Annotated in this window: 14 protein-coding genes; 11 read left to right on the top strand and 3 right to left on the bottom strand. The window is 55.8% G+C overall.

All coding sequences use genetic code 11. The features are described 5' to 3' along the window. Nucleotides 1-3 precede the first annotated feature (3 nt). Nucleotides 4-1,644: a thiamine pyrophosphate-binding protein gene (locus tag HF679_RS22410; RefSeq protein WP_123756531.1), complete on the top strand. Its 1,641-nt coding sequence runs from the start codon at nt 4-6 to the stop codon at nt 1,642-1,644. 145 nt (nt 1,645-1,789) lie between these two features. Here HF679_RS22410 and HF679_RS22415 read toward each other — a convergent pair whose 3' ends face one another. Beyond that, nucleotides 1,790-2,560 (bottom strand): M48 family metallopeptidase, encoded by a 771-nt coding sequence (locus HF679_RS22415; RefSeq protein ID WP_154144036.1) that lies wholly within the window; start codon nt 2,558-2,560, stop codon nt 1,790-1,792. Between the two features lie 277 nt (nt 2,561-2,837). Between HF679_RS22415 and tkt the strand changes: the two genes are divergently transcribed. The 7 genes from tkt (at nt 2,838) to HF679_RS22450 (ending at nt 11,446) form a co-directional block, all read left to right on the top strand. Next, nucleotides 2,838-4,829 carry a transketolase gene (gene tkt / locus HF679_RS22420; RefSeq protein WP_123756533.1) on the top strand — a complete coding sequence of 664 codons (1,992 nt, stop codon included), beginning with the start codon at nt 2,838-2,840 and terminating at the stop codon, nt 4,827-4,829. Between the two features lie 330 nt (nt 4,830-5,159). Beyond that, nucleotides 5,160-6,179, top strand: a complete 1,020-nt coding sequence (gene epd / locus HF679_RS22425) for an erythrose-4-phosphate dehydrogenase (protein ID WP_123756534.1) — start codon at nt 5,160-5,162, stop codon at nt 6,177-6,179. A 77-nt stretch (nt 6,180-6,256) separates the two neighbouring features. After that, on the top strand, nt 6,257-7,420 hold the full coding sequence (gene pgk, locus HF679_RS22430) for a phosphoglycerate kinase (RefSeq protein ID WP_123756535.1): 1,164 nt from the start codon (nt 6,257-6,259) through the stop codon (nt 7,418-7,420). 195 nt (nt 7,421-7,615) lie between these two features. After that, nucleotides 7,616-8,695, top strand: a complete 1,080-nt coding sequence (gene fbaA / locus HF679_RS22435) for a class II fructose-bisphosphate aldolase (protein WP_123756536.1) — start codon at nt 7,616-7,618, stop codon at nt 8,693-8,695. Between the two features lie 186 nt (nt 8,696-8,881). Beyond that, nucleotides 8,882-9,739 (top strand): small-conductance mechanosensitive channel MscS, encoded by an 858-nt coding sequence (mscS, locus tag HF679_RS22440; RefSeq protein WP_123756537.1) that lies wholly within the window; start codon nt 8,882-8,884, stop codon nt 9,737-9,739. A 211-nt stretch (nt 9,740-9,950) separates the two neighbouring features. Then, the gene (gene argO, locus HF679_RS22445; protein ID WP_123756538.1) at nt 9,951-10,586 is read left to right on the top strand and encodes an arginine exporter ArgO; all 636 of its coding nucleotides are present in this window, start codon (nt 9,951-9,953) and stop codon (nt 10,584-10,586) included. A 92-nt stretch (nt 10,587-10,678) separates the two neighbouring features. Beyond that, nucleotides 10,679-11,446, top strand: a complete 768-nt coding sequence (locus tag HF679_RS22450; RefSeq protein ID WP_187042382.1) for an oxidative stress defense protein — start codon at nt 10,679-10,681, stop codon at nt 11,444-11,446. A gap of 52 nt (nt 11,447-11,498) precedes the next feature. Here the strand turns inward: HF679_RS22450 and argP are convergent, their stop codons facing one another. Beyond that, on the bottom strand, nt 11,499-12,392 hold the full coding sequence (argP, locus tag HF679_RS22455; RefSeq protein ID WP_123756540.1) for a DNA-binding transcriptional regulator ArgP: 894 nt from the start codon (nt 12,390-12,392) through the stop codon (nt 11,499-11,501). Between the two features lie 167 nt (nt 12,393-12,559). Between argP and rpiA the strand changes: the two genes are divergently transcribed. The 3 genes from rpiA (at nt 12,560) to HF679_RS22470 (ending at nt 15,374) form a co-directional block, all read left to right on the top strand. After that, nucleotides 12,560-13,219, top strand: a complete 660-nt coding sequence (gene rpiA, locus HF679_RS22460; RefSeq protein ID WP_123756541.1) for a ribose-5-phosphate isomerase RpiA — start codon at nt 12,560-12,562, stop codon at nt 13,217-13,219. A gap of 269 nt (nt 13,220-13,488) precedes the next feature. Next, nucleotides 13,489-14,721, top strand: a complete 1,233-nt coding sequence (gene serA / locus HF679_RS22465; protein WP_123756542.1) for a phosphoglycerate dehydrogenase — start codon at nt 13,489-13,491, stop codon at nt 14,719-14,721. Nucleotides 14,722-14,762: 41 nt separating this feature from the next. Next, nucleotides 14,763-15,374: a DUF2238 domain-containing protein gene (locus HF679_RS22470; protein WP_154144035.1), complete on the top strand. Its 612-nt coding sequence runs from the start codon at nt 14,763-14,765 to the stop codon at nt 15,372-15,374. 1 nt (nt 15,375) lies between these two features. Here the strand turns inward: HF679_RS22470 and HF679_RS22475 are convergent, their stop codons facing one another. Further along, nucleotides 15,376-15,975, bottom strand: a complete 600-nt coding sequence (locus HF679_RS22475) for a 5-formyltetrahydrofolate cyclo-ligase (RefSeq protein WP_123756544.1) — start codon at nt 15,973-15,975, stop codon at nt 15,376-15,378. Nucleotides 15,976-16,005 lie beyond the last annotated feature (30 nt).

Here is a 16,005-nt window from a genome sequence, read left to right on the forward strand (position 1 = left end):
GCAATGAGCGAAATGATAACCGTCGGCGAAGCCATCGCCAGAACGCTGGAGCAGTATAACGTTGAGGCTATTTACGGCGTCATCTCCATTCATAACCTGCCGGTGGCCGATGCGATTGGTCAGCGCGGCAAGATCCGTTTTGTCCCGGCGCGCGGCGAAGCCGGCTCGGTCACCATGGCGGATGCCCACGGTCGCTTCTCCGGCCTTGGGGTGGCGCTGACCAGTACCGGCGCCGGAGCGGGCAACGCGGTTGGCGCGCTGGTCGAGGCGATGAACGCCGGTACGCCGCTGCTGCATCTGACCGGTCAGGTAGAGAAAACCTGGCTGGATGCGGATACCGGTTTTATTCACGAAACCCGCGATCAGCTGAGCTTCCTGAAAGCCAGCTCTAAACGCGCCTGGCGCATCAGCAATGCCAACCAGGCCATCGCGATTCTGCACAAGGCTATCCAGGAGGCGCAGACGCCGCCGTGCGGGCCGGTTTCGGTGGAGATCCCAATTGATATTCAGGGGGCGAAAATACCGCTGTCGCTGGTGACCGCCCCGCTGAGCACCGCGCCGGTGGCGTCCGCTGACCCGGCCACCGTGGATGCCCTGTGGGCGCAGCTGAAGCAGGCTAAACAGCCGCTGCTGTGGCTCGGCGGCGGCGCCATCGCCAGCGGAGAAGCGGTGAAGGCACTGGCGGATGCGGGGATCACCGTGATTTCCAGCACCCACGGACGCGGCATTCTGCCGGACAGCCATCGCGCCAGCCTGCGCGCGTTCCATAACTCGCCTTCCGTTGAGGCGCTGATGGCGCAATGTGATTTTACGCTGGTGGCGGGCTCGCGCCTGCGCAGCAACGAAACCCGCTCCTGGACGCTGGAGCTGCCGTCTCCGCGGGTGCAGATTGATATCGACCCGGCGGCGGCCAGCCGTAACTATCTGATGGATAACACCGTGACGGCCGACTGCAGCGTGATGCTGAGCGCACTGGCGGCTAAGGCGCGGGGGCGTGAGTGGGGTAGTGCCCAGTGGGACGGGCAAATAAAAGCGGCGCTGGAGCTGGCAGAGCAGGGGCTACGCGAGCAGTGCGGCGCCTATGCTCAGCTGAACGACGCTATTGCGCAGGCGCTGCCTGACGACGGTATTCTGGTTCGCGACATTACCGTTTCCGGCAGCCTGTGGGGCAGCCGCCTGTTCCGCGCCCATGGTCCGATGATGAACGTGCATTCGCTGGCTGGCGCCATTGGCATGGGGCTGCCGATGGCTATCGGGACCGCCATCGCCAACCCGCAGCGCAAGATTGTCGGCCTGGTGGGCGACGGCGGCCTGAGCCTGAACCTGGGCGAGCTGGCGACGCTGGCGCAGGAAAAAGCCAACGTGACCTTGATTATCATGAACGATGGCGGCTATGGGGTGATGCGTGGCATTCAGGATAAATATTTTGGCGGTCGTCAGTATTACAACGAGCTGCATACGCCGGACTTCACGCTGCTGGCGCAGGCTATCGGCCTGCAGGCGTGGAGCGTTGAGCGGGCTGACGATTTCCGCGCGGTGATGACCGAGGCGCTGGCGATGCCGGGGCCGTCGGTGGTTGAAGTCAGAATGGGCAGCATCGGCGCGTTGCGCTTTGCCGGGCCGCCGCAGAAGACTCTCTACTAACCGGATACCCCCTCCCATGCGGGAGGGGGGAGGCTATTTTATTTGCCATTTTGGCCCCGGGCTGTGCTCACCATCCTCACGTACTGCGTGTACGCTCCGGTGGTTCCGCGCTGTTCGTGGCCAAACTGGCTGCAACAATCTACGCCTACCGGGATTGGCTCGTAATGCCGTCCGCTTTCATGCGATCGCGGATGTGTTGGGCACGTTCTTCAGACGCCGGGTGATCGTCAAACATCGAGCTTTGACGACCGGCTTCCAGTTTGGCCAGCTTCTCGAAGCTGGTGGCCAGCCCTGTCGGGTTAATTCCACGTTTGCGCAGCAGGTCGTAGGAGTAGTCGTCGGCTTCTGATTCCTGGCGCTGGGAGAACTGTGAGTTCACCAGTTTTTCGCCGAGATCGCCGAGCTGAGATTGCGACAGGCTACCGACGATACCGCCGGCGGAGGCGGCAGCGGCGCGAACGGCATTGGTGCCGAGGGCGACCTGCATCCCTTTCTTCACGTGGCCGAGGGCGACGTGGCCCATTTCATGGCCGATCACGGCTTCGACTTCGTTATCGTTCATGATATCCATCAGGCCGCTGTATACGCGGATACAGCCGTTAGCCATCGCAAAGGCGTTCACATCTTTGGTTTCATAGACTTTGTAATTCACCGGCTGGCCGTTGATGTTGTCGCCCAGCGCGGCGGCGATTTTACTCAGGCGCTGGCTGTACTGGCTGCTGGCAGGAGAAATCGTGGCTTTCGCATCCATCTCTTTGCAGGCCTGATCGCTTAAGGCTTTGACCTGGGCATCGCTCAGCGAGTAAGCCTGAAAAGCTTCTGCGCCGGAGCTGAGAAGGGCGTTGGAGTCCATGTTCTGACATCCGCTAAGGGTTGCGGCAATCCCAAGGGCAAGAATAGTTGAGCGAATTTTCATTTTTATCTTCCACAATCGTTCGATGATCTGTCTGAAAATGACGACGATAAGCCAGTCGCATCCTGCACAAATTATAAAGACTATTGCGCAACAGTGGTGAGAGGATTCCGGGGCAGCACAACGTGTTCCGGAGATTTCTTAAACCACAAAAGGATGCTCCATGTACATGCTTTGTCGCTTGGGTTACATTGTTGTCACTTTTTTCTGGCATAGCCCAAAATGCGCTCTCGTCAAGCCGTTAAGGGTATGACCTTCAACAGTCCGAACTGGAGTCAAAATGTCCTCACGTAAAGAGCTTGCTAACGCTATTCGTGCGCTGAGCATGGATGCTGTACAGAAAGCCAAATCCGGCCACCCGGGTGCCCCGATGGGTATGGCTGACATTGCCGAAGTCCTGTGGCGTGATTTCCTGAACCATAACCCACAGAATCCGTCCTGGGCCGATCGTGACCGCTTCGTGCTGTCCAATGGCCATGGCTCCATGCTGATCTACAGCCTGTTGCACCTCACCGGTTACGACCTGCCGATCGAAGAGCTGAAAAACTTCCGTCAGCTGCACTCTAAAACCCCGGGTCACCCGGAAGTGGGCTACACCGCTGGTGTGGAAACTACCACCGGTCCGCTGGGTCAGGGTATTGCTAACGCCGTAGGTATGGCTATCGCAGAAAAAACGCTGGCGGCGCAGTTCAACCGTCCGGGCCACGACATCGTTGACCACTTCACCTATGCCTTTATGGGTGACGGCTGCATGATGGAAGGGATCTCTCACGAGGTTTGCTCCCTGGCCGGTACCCTGAAACTGGGTAAACTGGTGGCGTTCTATGACGACAACGGTATCTCCATCGACGGTCACGTTGAAGGCTGGTTCACCGACGATACGGCAAAACGTTTTGAAGCTTACGGCTGGCACGTTGTGCGTGGCGTAGATGGTCACGACGCCGATGCCATCAAACGTGCAGTAGAAGAAGCGCGTGCGGTCACCGACAAACCGTCCCTGCTGATGTGCAAAACCATCATCGGTTTCGGTTCCCCGAACAAAGCCGGTACCCACGACTCCCACGGCGCACCGCTGGGCGACGCAGAAATTGCGCTGACCCGTGACGCGCTGGGCTGGCATCACCCGGCCTTCGAAATCCCGTCTGACATCTATGCGCAGTGGGATGCGAAAGAAGCCGGTCAGGCGAAAGAAGCCTCCTGGAACGAGAAGTTCGCAGCTTATGCGAAAGCCTTCCCGCAGGAAGCGGCTGAATTCACCCGTCGTATGAAAGGTGACATGCCGTCTGATTTCGATGCGAAAGCCAATGAATTCATCGCTAAACTGCAGGCTAATCCGTCCAAGATTGCCAGCCGTAAAGCGTCTCAGAATGCGATCGAAGCGTTCGGCCCGCTGTTGCCAGAATTCCTCGGCGGCTCCGCTGACCTGGCGCCATCTAACCTGACTATCTGGTCTGGTTCGAAAGCGATTAACGAAGATACCGCCGGTAACTACATCCATTACGGCGTGCGCGAGTTCGGTATGACCGCTATCGCTAACGGTATCTCCCTGCACGGCGGCTTCCTGCCGTACACCTCGACCTTCCTGATGTTCGTCGAATATGCCCGTAACGCGGTGCGTATGGCGGCACTGATGAAGCAGCGTCAGGTGATGGTTTACACCCACGACTCTATCGGTCTGGGCGAAGATGGCCCGACTCACCAGCCGGTTGAGCAGGTCGCTTCCCTGCGCGTTACACCGAACATGTCCACCTGGCGTCCGTGTGACCAGGTTGAATCTGCGGTGGCGTGGAAATATGGCGTTGAGCGTCATGACGGCCCGACTGCGCTGATTCTGTCTCGTCAGAACCTGGCACAGCAGGATCGTACCGAGCAGCAGCTGAAAGACATCGCTCGCGGTGGCTACGTGCTGAAAGATTGCGCAGGTCAGCCTGAGCTTATCTTCATCGCGACCGGTTCTGAAGTTGAGCTGGCCGTTGCTGCCTGGGACAAACTGACTGCCGAAGGCGTGAAGGCGCGTGTGGTCTCCATGCCGTCCACCGACGCGTTCGACAAGCAGGACGCGGCTTACCGCGAATCCGTGCTGCCGAAAGCCGTTTCTGCGCGCGTGGCCATTGAAGCCGGTATCGCTGATTACTGGTTCAAATACGTCGGCCTGAACGGCGCTATCGTCGGTATGACCACCTTCGGTGAGTCTGCGCCGGCAGAGCTGCTGTTCGAAGAGTTTGGCTTCACCGTGGAAAACGTGGTCGCCAAAGCGAAAGCGCTGCTGTAGTCGTCTGCCTCCCGGTTATCCGGGGGCTAACGTCAGAAAAAACCGGGAATTTTCCCGGTTTTTTTTTATCTTCGTTATTCCCAAAAGCCGTCTGTCGATGGCATATTATTCCAACAAAAATGTGACGAATGTCAGATAACTCACTTCTTCCACTGGACAGCCATTCCTTTTATTCCTTGTTTCGCTTATTCTAGCTGAAGCGTTTCAGTCGTATAAATGTTCGACAATTAATCAATCAGTCGCAGTTTGCGACGGGTAAGGTTTCCCTTAAGGCGCGGCTGGATTACTCTGTCAGCCATCTCAAATCAGGGACAACCTTGCAGGAGACCTATGACCATACGCATCGCGATTAATGGCTTCGGTCGCATAGGACGCAACGTGGTTCGCGCGTTATACGAATCCGGGCGTCGTGCGGAAATTACCGTGGTGGCTATCAACGAACTGGCGGACGCCGCAGGCATCGCGCATTTGTTGAAATATGACACCAGCCATGGGCGCTTTGCCTGGGATGTTCGCCAGGAGCGAGAGCAGCTGTTTGTCGGCGATGATGCCATCCGCCTGCTGCACGAACCTTCAATTGCGGCGCTGCCCTGGCAGGAACTGGCGGTTGATATCGTTCTGGATTGCACCGGCGTGTATGGCAGTCGTGAGCATGGCGAAGCCCATCTTCAGGCTGGGGCAAAGAAAGTGCTCTTTTCCCATCCCGGTGCCAGCGATCTCGACGCGACCGTGGTATTTGGCGTGAACCACGAAGAGCTACGTGCCGAGCACCGTATTGTCTCTAACGCCTCCTGCACCACCAACTGCATTATCCCGGTCATAAAGCTGTTAGATGATGCCTACGGCATAGAGTCAGGAACGGTAACGACAATTCACTCCGCGATGCACGATCAGCAGGTGATCGATGCTTATCATCCGGACCTGCGGCGTACGCGTGCGGCGAGCCAGTCGATCATTCCGGTTGATACCAAATTGTCCGCGGGGATTACGCGAATTTTCCCGCAGTTTAATGACCGTTTTGAGGCGATTGCGGTCCGCGTTCCGACGATTAATGTGACGGCGATCGACCTGAGCGTCACGGTGAGAAATCCCGTAAAAGCCAGTGAAGTCAACCAGTTGTTGCAAAAAGCAGCACAAGGTGCATTTCATGGTATAGTTGACTATACGGAATTGCCGTTGGTCTCGATAGATTTTAACCACGACCCGCACAGCGCCATCGTTGATGGCACGCAAACCCGGGTGAGTGGTGCCCATCTGATCAAAACTCTGGTCTGGTGCGATAATGAATGGGGCTTTGCTAACCGGATGCTCGACACGACGTTAGCGATGGCCGTTATTGGTTTCAGGTGAGACATCCCTGCGCAAAATCGTTCGCGATAGCGCGTATGGCGTCTGCAAAACTTTAAGAATCATTGAGAGGATTCACCATGTCTGTAATTAAGATGACCGATCTGGATCTGGCTGGTAAACGCGTTTTCATCCGTGCCGATCTGAACGTACCAGTTAAAGACGGGAAAGTAACCAGCGACGCGCGTATCCGTGCTTCTCTGCCGACCATTGAGCTGGCTCTGAAACAGGGTGCTAAAGTGATGGTCACTTCTCACCTGGGTCGTCCGACCGAAGGCGAGTACAACGAAGAATTCTCTCTGCTGCCGGTTGTTAATTACCTGAAAGACAAACTGTCTAACCCGGTACGTCTGGTTAAAGATTACCTGGATGGCGTTGAAGTTGCCGCGGGTGAACTGGTTGTTCTGGAAAACGTTCGCTTCAACAAAGGCGAAAAGAAAGACGACGAAGCGCTGTCCAAAAAATACGCGGCACTGTGTGACGTGTTCGTGATGGATGCATTCGGTACTGCACACCGTGCACAGGCATCTACCCACGGTATCGGTAAATTCGCCGACGTCGCTTGCGCAGGCCCGCTGCTGGCTGCTGAGCTTGATGCGCTGGGTAAAGCACTGAAAGAACCTGCTCGTCCGATGGTTGCTATCGTTGGTGGTTCTAAAGTTTCTACCAAACTGACCGTGCTGGACTCTCTGTCCAAAATCGCTGACCAGCTGATCGTTGGCGGCGGTATCGCCAACACCTTCGTTGCAGCCCAGGGCCACAACGTTGGTAAATCCCTGTATGAAGCAGACCTGGTTGATGAAGCTAAGCGCCTGCTGACCACCTGTGATATCCCGGTCCCGACAGACGTTCGCGTAGCCACTGAGTTCTCCGAAACCGCTACCGCAACTCTGAAATCTGTTAGCGACATCAAAGATGAAGAGCAGATCCTGGACCTGGGCGACGTTTCTGCACAGAAACTGGCTGATATCCTGAAAAACGCTAAAACTATTCTGTGGAATGGTCCGGTTGGCGTATTCGAATTCCCGAACTTCCGTAAAGGTACCGAAATCGTGGCTAACGCGATTGCTGACAGCGAAGGTTTCTCCATCGCAGGCGGCGGCGACACTCTGGCTGCGATCGACCTGTTCGGTATTTCGGACAAAATCTCCTACATCTCCACCGGCGGCGGCGCATTCCTCGAATTCGTGGAAGGCAAAGTACTGCCAGCTGTAGCGATGCTTGAAGAGCGCGCTAAGAAGTAAGTTTGATCAGGCGGGACATTCCCGCCTGTTTTACAAATAAAATTCAATTTGTTGCTTTAAATCGTTGGTGTTGCAGGACGCGGGCAACAGCGCGAACGTCGGGGACTGACGTCACCGGGGAACGCGAGGTCAGCCAGAGGACTGCCATACCCATGATGGCGAGCATAAACGGCCGAAGATACAGGACTACGTAACATGTCTAAAATTTTTGATTTCGTAAAACCTGGCGTGATCACTGGTGATGACGTTCAGAAAGTGTTCCAGGTAGCTAAAGAAAACAACTTTGCTCTGCCAGCGGTTAACTGTGTGGGTACTGACTCCATCAACGCCGTTCTGGAAGCAGCTGCAAAAGCTAAATCTCCGGTTATCGTTCAGTTCTCTAACGGCGGCGCTGCGTTCATCGCAGGTAAAGGCGTGAAAACTGACGTTCCGCAGGGTGCTGCAATCCTGGGTGCTATCTCTGGCGCACATCACGTTCACCAGATGGCTGAACATTACGGCGTGCCGGTTATTCTGCACACTGACCACTGCGCGAAGAAACTGCTGCCGTGGATCGACGGCCTGCTGGACGCGGGTGAAAAACACTACGCTGCTACCGGCAAACCGCTGTTCTCTTCTCACATGATCGACCTGTCTGAAGAGACGCTGCACGAAAACATCGAAATCTGCTCTAAATATCTGGCGCGCATGGCCAAAATGGACATGACTCTGGAAATCGAACTGGGTTGCACCGGTGGCGAAGAAGACGGCGTGGACAACAGCCACATGGACGCTTCTGCACTGTACACTCAGCCGGAAGACGTTGATTACGCGTACACTGAACTGAGCAAAATCAGCCCGCGTTTCACCATCGCTGCTTCCTTCGGTAACGTACACGGCGTGTACAAGCCGGGTAACGTTGTTCTGACCCCGACTATCCTGCGCGATTCTCAGGAATATGTTTCTAAGAAACACAACCTGCCGCACAACAGCCTGAACTTCGTCTTCCACGGCGGTTCCGGTTCTTCCGCTCAGGAAATCAAAGATTCCGTCAGCTACGGCGTTATCAAAATGAACATCGATACCGATACCCAATGGGCAACCTGGGACGGTATCCTGCAGTACTACAAAACTAACGAAGCTTACCTGCAGGGCCAGCTGGGCAACCCAAAAGGCGAAGACCAGCCGAACAAGAAATACTACGATCCGCGCGTATGGCTGCGCGCTGCACAGGCGTCCATGGTGACTCGTCTGGAGCAGGCATTTAAAGAACTGAACGCGATCGACGTTCTGTAAGAACATTCTGTTTCTTGCCCAAAAGCCCGCGCTATTGCGGGCTTTTTTACATCTGAAGCCAGTGATTGGTCGCGGAAAATTGTGATCAACTTGGCAAAATATGCCCTTATTGTTTACCCTTAGTTAACCTGATGACTGCAGGTTTGGTTATTTATTTCCCCTATGGGTATTCATAAGGAATGTTAAATGGAAGATTTGAACGTTGGCGACAGCCTACATAACGCCAGCTCGTGGCTGGTGCGCAATCAGGAACTGCTGCTGAGCTATGCCGTCAATATCGTCGCTGCCATTGCGATTATCATTGTCGGGATGATCGTGGCGCGGGTGGTATCGAATACAGTTAACCGCCTGATGCTGGCGCGTAAGATTGATGCGACCGTTGCCGATTTTCTGTCTGCGCTTGTACGCTATGCCGTTATCGCCTTTACCTTGATTGCCGCACTGGGCCGCGTTGGCGTGCAGACGGCATCGGTGATCGCCGTCCTCGGTGCCGCAGGTCTGGCCGTAGGTCTGGCGCTGCAAGGCTCCTTGTCTAACCTCGCTGCAGGCGTGCTGCTGGTGATGTTCCGTCCGTTCCGCGCGGGTGAGTATGTCGATCTCGGTGGCATTGCCGGTACCGTGCTGAACGTGCAGATCTTCTCGACTACGATGCGCACGGTTGACGGTAAAATTGTGGTGATCCCCAACGGCAAAATTATTGCCGGCAATATCATTAACTTTTCCCGCGAGCCGGTGCGCCGTAACGAGTTCATTATCGGCGTATCCTACGATGCCGACATTGATAAGGTGAAGCAGTTGCTCACCAATATCATCGAATCGGAAGATCGTATCCTTAAGGATCGCGAAATGACCGTGCGTCTGCATGAGCTGGGGGCATCCTCCGTGAACTATGTGGTGCGTGCCTGGAGCCAGAGCAGCGACCTGCAAAGCGTTTACTGGGACGTGCTGGAGCGTATTAAGCGTGACTTTGACGCGAACGGCATCAGCTTCCCGTACCCGCAGATGGATGTCCATGTGGTTCGCCCGCAGGAGAAAGCGGAGTAATTCGCCGTCGATATGCCAGGCCTGACCGTCGGATATCGGTTAGCTTGATTGATTAAAGGCTGGCATAAAAAGGGTTCATGTTATGCATGGACCCTTTTTTAATAACATCGTCATTAGCTGTATTAATTAATGATTAAAATTATCAATTTCCTCTAATGATTTTTACGCGTTATATTCCCCTGCATTAACGACCTTATCGGAAAAACACGTCATGTTATCGTATTACTTTCAGGGGCTTGTCCTGGGCGCGGCTATGATTTTACCCCTTGGCCCGCAAAACGCCTTTGTGATGAATCAGGGTATTCGTCGGCAGTATCATGTGATGATCGCGCTGCTGTGCGCGGTCAGCGATCTGCTGCTGATTTGTGCCGGGATTTTTGGCGGCAGCGCATTACTGATGCAGTCGCCGTGGCTGCTGGCGCTGGTGACCTGGGGTGGCGTGGCGTTCCTGTTGTGGTACGGTTTCGGCGCATTGAAAACGGCGATGAGCAGCAATCTGGAACTGGCCAGCGCGGAAGTGATGAAGCAGGGGCGCTGGAAAATTATTGCCACCATGCTGGCGGTGACGTGGCTGAATCCGCACGTCTATCTCGACACCTTTGTGGTGCTGGGGAGCTTGGGCGGGCAGCTTGCCGTGGAGCCGAAACGCTGGTTTGCATTAGGGACGATCAGCGCCTCCTTTATTTGGTTCTTAAGCCTGGCGCTGTTGGCGGCGTGGCTGGCGCCACGCCTACGTACTGCGCGTGCGCAACGGATCATCAATGTGCTGGTGGGTGTCGTGATGTGGTTTATCGCCTTTCAGCTGGCAAAAGAGGGGCTTGTGCATCTCCAGGCGTTAGTGAACTAAGTGTTGTCCGATGGACTTTCGTCGCGTACGCGTTAAGCTTGCAGACATGCGCCCGTAGATGGGCGACTCATGTGTAAGATGGAGAAACGACAGTGAAGTTAAAACTCATGGCCCTGGCGGCAGCAATCGGATTCAGCGCAATGGCAGTGCAGGCAAATGAATTGCCAAATGGACCGCACATTGTCACTTCAGGTACCGCCAGCGTGGCGGCGGTTCCGGATATCGCCACCCTGGCGATTGAAGTTAACGTTGCAGCGAAAGACGCGGCATCGGCGAAGAAACAGGCCGACGATCGGGTGGCGCAGTATCTCTCTTTCCTGGAAAAGAACGGCATCGCTAAAAAAGATATTAACTCTGCGAATTTACGCACCCAGCCGGATTACGACTACCAGAACGGCAAGAGCATTCTGAAAGGCTACCGCGCGGTGCGCAGCGTTGAAGTGACGTTGCGTCAGCTGGACAAGCTGAATGGGCTGCTGGATGGCGCACTGAAAGCGGGGCTGAATGAAGTTCGCTCCGTCTCTTTAGGCGTTGCGCAACCGGATGCTTACAAAGATAAAGCCCGTAAAGCAGCGATTGATGACGCTGTGCATCAGGCGCAGGAGCTGGCGTCAGGCTTCCACAGCAAGCTGGGGCCGATCTACAGCGTTCGCTATCATGTCTCGAACTATCAGCCGAGCCCGATGGTGCGCATGATGAAGGCTGCCGATGCGGCGCCGGTCTCCGCTCAGGAAACCTACGAGCAGGCGACCATTCAGTTTGACGATCAGGTCGATGTGGTATTTGAACTGCAACCGTCTCAGGCCGCTACACCAGCAGCGCCGGCAGCACCGGCGAAGGCCCCTGAAACCGCACACTAAGCCATACATTAAAAAGCCACTTCTCTGAAGTGGCTTTTTTTATGCGCGGCGTTTAGTCCTGACGCAATACCTTGTGGCCGTAGTCGATCAGCGCATCGGTTACCCGACGCATCATCCGGCTCTCCGGCGCGAAGCGGTGCCAGTAGAGCATTCGACGCTGAAACAGCCCCGGCGTTAAATCGATCAGCTCGCCGCTGTTGAGCTCTTTTTCAATCTGCAGATGCGGGATCATACAGCAGGTCGTGCCCTGGCGGGCGAGTTGTACAAAGGCTTCTGACGAGTTAACGATATGGCAGGGGACGCTGCCCGGCGGCAAATCGAAGTTTTGCTGCAGGAACGCCTGGTGCATATCATCCAGATGATCGAAGGCGACAACCGGCGCTTTCAGCAGCGCTGAGCGGGTGACGCCATTCGGGAAATAGCGTTGCGCAAACTGTTTTGACGCGACGAACAGGTAGTCCAGCGCGCCCAGTTGATCCACCAGGCAGCTTGGCAGCGCCTGCGGCTGAATACTCACCGCGCCGACAACTTCGCCGCGACGTAGCCGCTCCTGGGTGCGGGTTTCATCTTCGACCTGCAGATTGAGGCGGATAGGGGAATCGGAAAGGACATTCGACAGCGCCGGCAGTAGCCAGGTCGCCAGACTGTCGGCGTTAACGGCCAGCGACAGCAGCAGCGGCGTTGAACCGGTCTGCTCATCGCCCAGCCACTCTTCTTCCAGCAGCTCAACCTGACGCAGCAGGGCCAGCAGTTTTTGTCCCTGCTCGGTAGGACGCGGCGGTACCGTACGGACCAGCAGCGGCTGTCCGAACATATTTTCCAGCTGTTTTATACGCTGAGAGACGGCGGACTGTGTAATGCATAGCTTCTGCGCGGCGCGCTCAAACCCACGTTCTCTAATCACCGCATCCAGCGCTTGTAGTGTTCTGTAGTCCGGTCGTTTCATTGCTCAGGCGTACCCCCATAACTTTTCGTTAACTTGCACTATGACATAAATTTGTTTTTGATGAAGACGAAAAATGGTCTGCTCAGTTGTGTGAGCCTGTCACAGGGACAATGGCCCCTATGGTGTTCTATAATGCGCCACAGGTATTCACATCTCGGACCATAATCATGACGCAAGATGAACTGAAAAAAGCAGTAGGCTGGGCGGCATTGCAATATGTACAACCGGGCACCATCGTGGGTGTCGGTACGGGCTCCACGGCGGCGCATTTTATTGATGCGCTGGGCACCATGAAAGGGCAGATTGAAGGCGCGGTATCCAGCTCTGATGCCTCTACCGAAAAACTGAAAAGCCTTGGTATTCCGGTTTTCGATCTCAACAGCGTGGACCGTCTGGGAATTTACGTCGACGGCGCCGATGAGATTAACGGCCATATGCAGATGATTAAGGGCGGCGGTGCGGCGTTGACCCGCGAGAAGATTATCGCCTCGGTGGCAGACAAATTTATCTGCATCGCAGACGCCTCCAAGCAGGTTGATATTCTGGGGACCTTCCCGCTGCCGGTCGAAGTGATTCCGATGGCGCGCAGCGCCGTTGCGCGTGAGCTGGTGAAGCTGGGCGGTCGCCCGGAGTACCGTCAGGGCGTGATCACTGATAACGGCAACGTTATTCTCGACGTGTTCGGCCTGGAGATCCTTGACGCTATCGCCCTGGAAAATGCCATTAACGGTATTCCAGGCGTCGTCACTGTTGGGCTGTTCGCCAACCGCGGGGCTGATGTGGCACTGATCGGTACCGCCGATGGCGTGAAAACCATCGTAAAATAATATTATTGAGGGAGCGAATCCGCTCCCTCGCAAATATTTTTTCTCCTGGCCGAATTTGGTGACTTCTGTCACATTTATGCAACCGGCCTCAGTAACAATCTACCTTTTCTTCTCTTTCTGGTGTTTTGTCCTGTCATTTCCCTCTGTGTGATATTTCTTCAGGTCGCCTACGCAAACGTTCATATTGCCGCGATAGTTTTTTTTGATATGTTGCTGGGAAGAACTTTCGTTCCGCACGACATCAGATAAGACAAATACAGGACGGGGAAATGGCTAAGGTATCACTGGAAAAAGACAAGATTAAGTTTCTGCTGGTTGAAGGCGTCCACCAAAAAGCGGTGGAAAACCTTCGTGCAGCAGGCTACACCAATATCGAATTTCACAAAGGCGCGCTGGACAGCGAAGAGCTGAAAGCGTCGATCCGTGATGCCCATTTCATCGGCCTGCGTTCCCGTACTCATCTGACTGAAGAGATCTTCGCCGCGGCGGAAAAACTGGTGGCGGTCGGCTGCTTCTGTATCGGCACCAACCAGGTTGACCTGGACGCGGCGGCAAAACGCGGGATCCCGGTCTTCAACGCGCCGTTCTCAAACACCCGTTCCGTTGCGGAGCTGGTGATTGGCGAGCTGCTGCTGATGCTGCGCGGCGTACCGGAAGCCAACGCCAAAGCCCACCGTGGCGTGTGGAACAAGCTGGCCGTTGGCAGCTTCGAAGCGCGTGGTAAAAAGCTGGGGATTATTGGTTACGGCCATATCGGTACCCAGTTGGGCATTCTGGCTGAGTCGCTGGGGATGCACGTCTATTTCTATGATATCGAAAGCAAACTGCCGCTGGGTAACGCCACTCAGGTACAGCATCTCTCCGACCTGCTGAACATGAGCGATGTGGTGAGCCTGCATGTGCCGGAAAATGCCTCCACCAAAAATATGATGGGCGCGGAAGAGCTGGCGCTGATGAAGCCGGGCGCGCTGCTGATTAACGCCTCGCGCGGTACCGTGGTCGATATCCCGGCGCTGTGCGATGCGCTGTCACGTAAGCATCTGGCTGGCGCGGCGATCGACGTATTCCCGACCGAACCGGCAACCAACAGCGATCCGTTCACCTCCCCGCTGTGCGAGTTTGATAACGTGATCCTGACGCCGCACATTGGCGGCTCGACGCAGGAAGCGCAGGAGAACATCGGCCTGGAAGTGGCGGGCAAGCTGGCGAAGTATTCTGACAACGGTTCGACACTCTCTGCGGTTAACTTCCCGGAGGTTTCTCTGCCGTTGCACGGCGGTCGTCGTTTGCTGCACATCCACGAAAACCGTCCGGGCGTGCTGACCGCAATCAACCAGATCTTTGCAGCTCAGAGCATCAACATCGCGGCACAGTATCTGCAAACCACACCGCAGATGGGCTATGTGGTTATCGATATTGAAGCGGAAGAAGATGTGGCGCAACATGCGCTGCAGGCGATGAAGGCCATTCCGGGCACGATCCGCGCGCGTCTGCTGTTCTGATTAACCTTTGAAAAGGATCCCTGCGGGGATCCCTTTAATTTATGCATACTTCTCAGTTGAATGTGGGTGCCTTTCTTCTGCTGCTGATCCTGGCATGGACGGGGTTGGGTACGCACGACAGCCTGACCTGGCTGATGGAAGTGACGCCGGTGATTATTATCGTGCCGTTACTGCTGGCGACGCGATCGCGTTATCCCCTTACACCTCTCCTGTATACGCTTATCTTCTTTCACGCCATTATTTTGATGGTGGGCGGGATGTATACCTACGCAAAAGTGCCGATTGGTTTTGACGTGCAGGCGTGGCTGAATTTGAGCCGCAACCCGTACGATAAGCTTGGCCACTTTTTCCAGGGTCTGGTGCCGGCGCTGGCGGCGCGGGAGATTCTGATCCGCGGCGGCTATGTTCGTGGGCGCAAGATGTTGTCATTTCTGGTGGGGTGTATCGCGTTGGCGATCAGCGCCACCTATGAGCTGATTGAATGGTGGGCGGCACTGGCGATGGGGCAGGGGGCGGATGATTTTCTCGGCACTCAGGGTGACCCGTGGGACACCCAGTCAGATATGTTCTGTGCGCTGCTAGGGGCGCTGACGACCCTCTTCCTGCTGCGCGGCTGGCATGACCGGCAGCTGAAAACGCTCGGTCAGCGCTAATTTACGACCACTGCCAGCATGTCGACGGCGTGATGACGGCAGGCAGTGGCACATCCCAGTGGGCCGTTGGCAGGGCGTCTACCTGCTGGCAATCATGAGCGTAGCCAACGGGCTGCAGACGATACGCCTGCCAGTTTTGTAAGGTCCTGTCGTAGAACCCTCCTCCCATACCCAGACGCTGCCCGGCGGCATCAAAAGCCACCAGCGGGACAATCAACACGTCGAGCTGGCTTAGCGGCAGGACGTCGCGCACATCAAGTTTAGGCTCGTCGATTTTCAGCCGGTTTCTGACCAGCTCGCTGTGCGGGTGATAGTGCAAAAACAGCAGATTTCCCGGGCTAAAAGGGTGGAGCACCGGAAGGTAGACTCGCTTCCCGGCGCGCCACAGCTGGTCGATCAGCGGACGGGTATCAAGCTCGCCATCAAAGGATAAGAACAGCGCCACGTTTTGCGCCAGAACCACCGGCGGGTAGGCCATCATGCGATCGGCGCCCTGCAGGGCAAACTCGGTCTGTTGCTCGGGCGTCAGCGCGCGGCGACGCTGGCGAATCTGTTGACGGATCTGCTGTCGGGTTGCTTGGGTGTCGGAAAGTTGGGTCATGTTAAGCCACCTGCGTTGGCACGCGCGCAC

It is taken from the genome of Enterobacter sp. JUb54 (assembly GCF_014298075.1).
In the GTDB taxonomy this organism is placed as follows: domain Bacteria; phylum Pseudomonadota; class Gammaproteobacteria; order Enterobacterales; family Enterobacteriaceae; genus Klebsiella; species Klebsiella lignicola.

Coding starts and splice junctions, on each gene's coding strand:
- HF679_RS22410 (WP_123756531.1), top strand. CDS start 4: ATGAGCGAAATGATAACCGTCGGCGAAGCCATCGCCAGAACGCTGGAG.
- HF679_RS22415 (WP_154144036.1), bottom strand. CDS start 2,560: ATGAAAATTCGCTCAACTATTCTTGCCCTTGGGATTGCCGCAACCCTT.
- tkt (WP_123756533.1), top strand. CDS start 2,838: ATGTCCTCACGTAAAGAGCTTGCTAACGCTATTCGTGCGCTGAGCATG.
- epd (WP_123756534.1), top strand. CDS start 5,160: ATGACCATACGCATCGCGATTAATGGCTTCGGTCGCATAGGACGCAAC.
- pgk (WP_123756535.1), top strand. CDS start 6,257: ATGTCTGTAATTAAGATGACCGATCTGGATCTGGCTGGTAAACGCGTT.
- fbaA (WP_123756536.1), top strand. CDS start 7,616: ATGTCTAAAATTTTTGATTTCGTAAAACCTGGCGTGATCACTGGTGAT.
- mscS (WP_123756537.1), top strand. CDS start 8,882: ATGGAAGATTTGAACGTTGGCGACAGCCTACATAACGCCAGCTCGTGG.
- argO (WP_123756538.1), top strand. CDS start 9,951: ATGTTATCGTATTACTTTCAGGGGCTTGTCCTGGGCGCGGCTATGATT.
- argP (WP_123756540.1), bottom strand. CDS start 12,392: ATGAAACGACCGGACTACAGAACACTACAAGCGCTGGATGCGGTGATT.
- rpiA (WP_123756541.1), top strand. CDS start 12,560: ATGACGCAAGATGAACTGAAAAAAGCAGTAGGCTGGGCGGCATTGCAA.
- serA (WP_123756542.1), top strand. CDS start 13,489: ATGGCTAAGGTATCACTGGAAAAAGACAAGATTAAGTTTCTGCTGGTT.
- HF679_RS22470 (WP_154144035.1), top strand. CDS start 14,763: ATGCATACTTCTCAGTTGAATGTGGGTGCCTTTCTTCTGCTGCTGATC.
- HF679_RS22475 (WP_123756544.1), bottom strand. CDS start 15,975: ATGACCCAACTTTCCGACACCCAAGCAACCCGACAGCAGATCCGTCAA.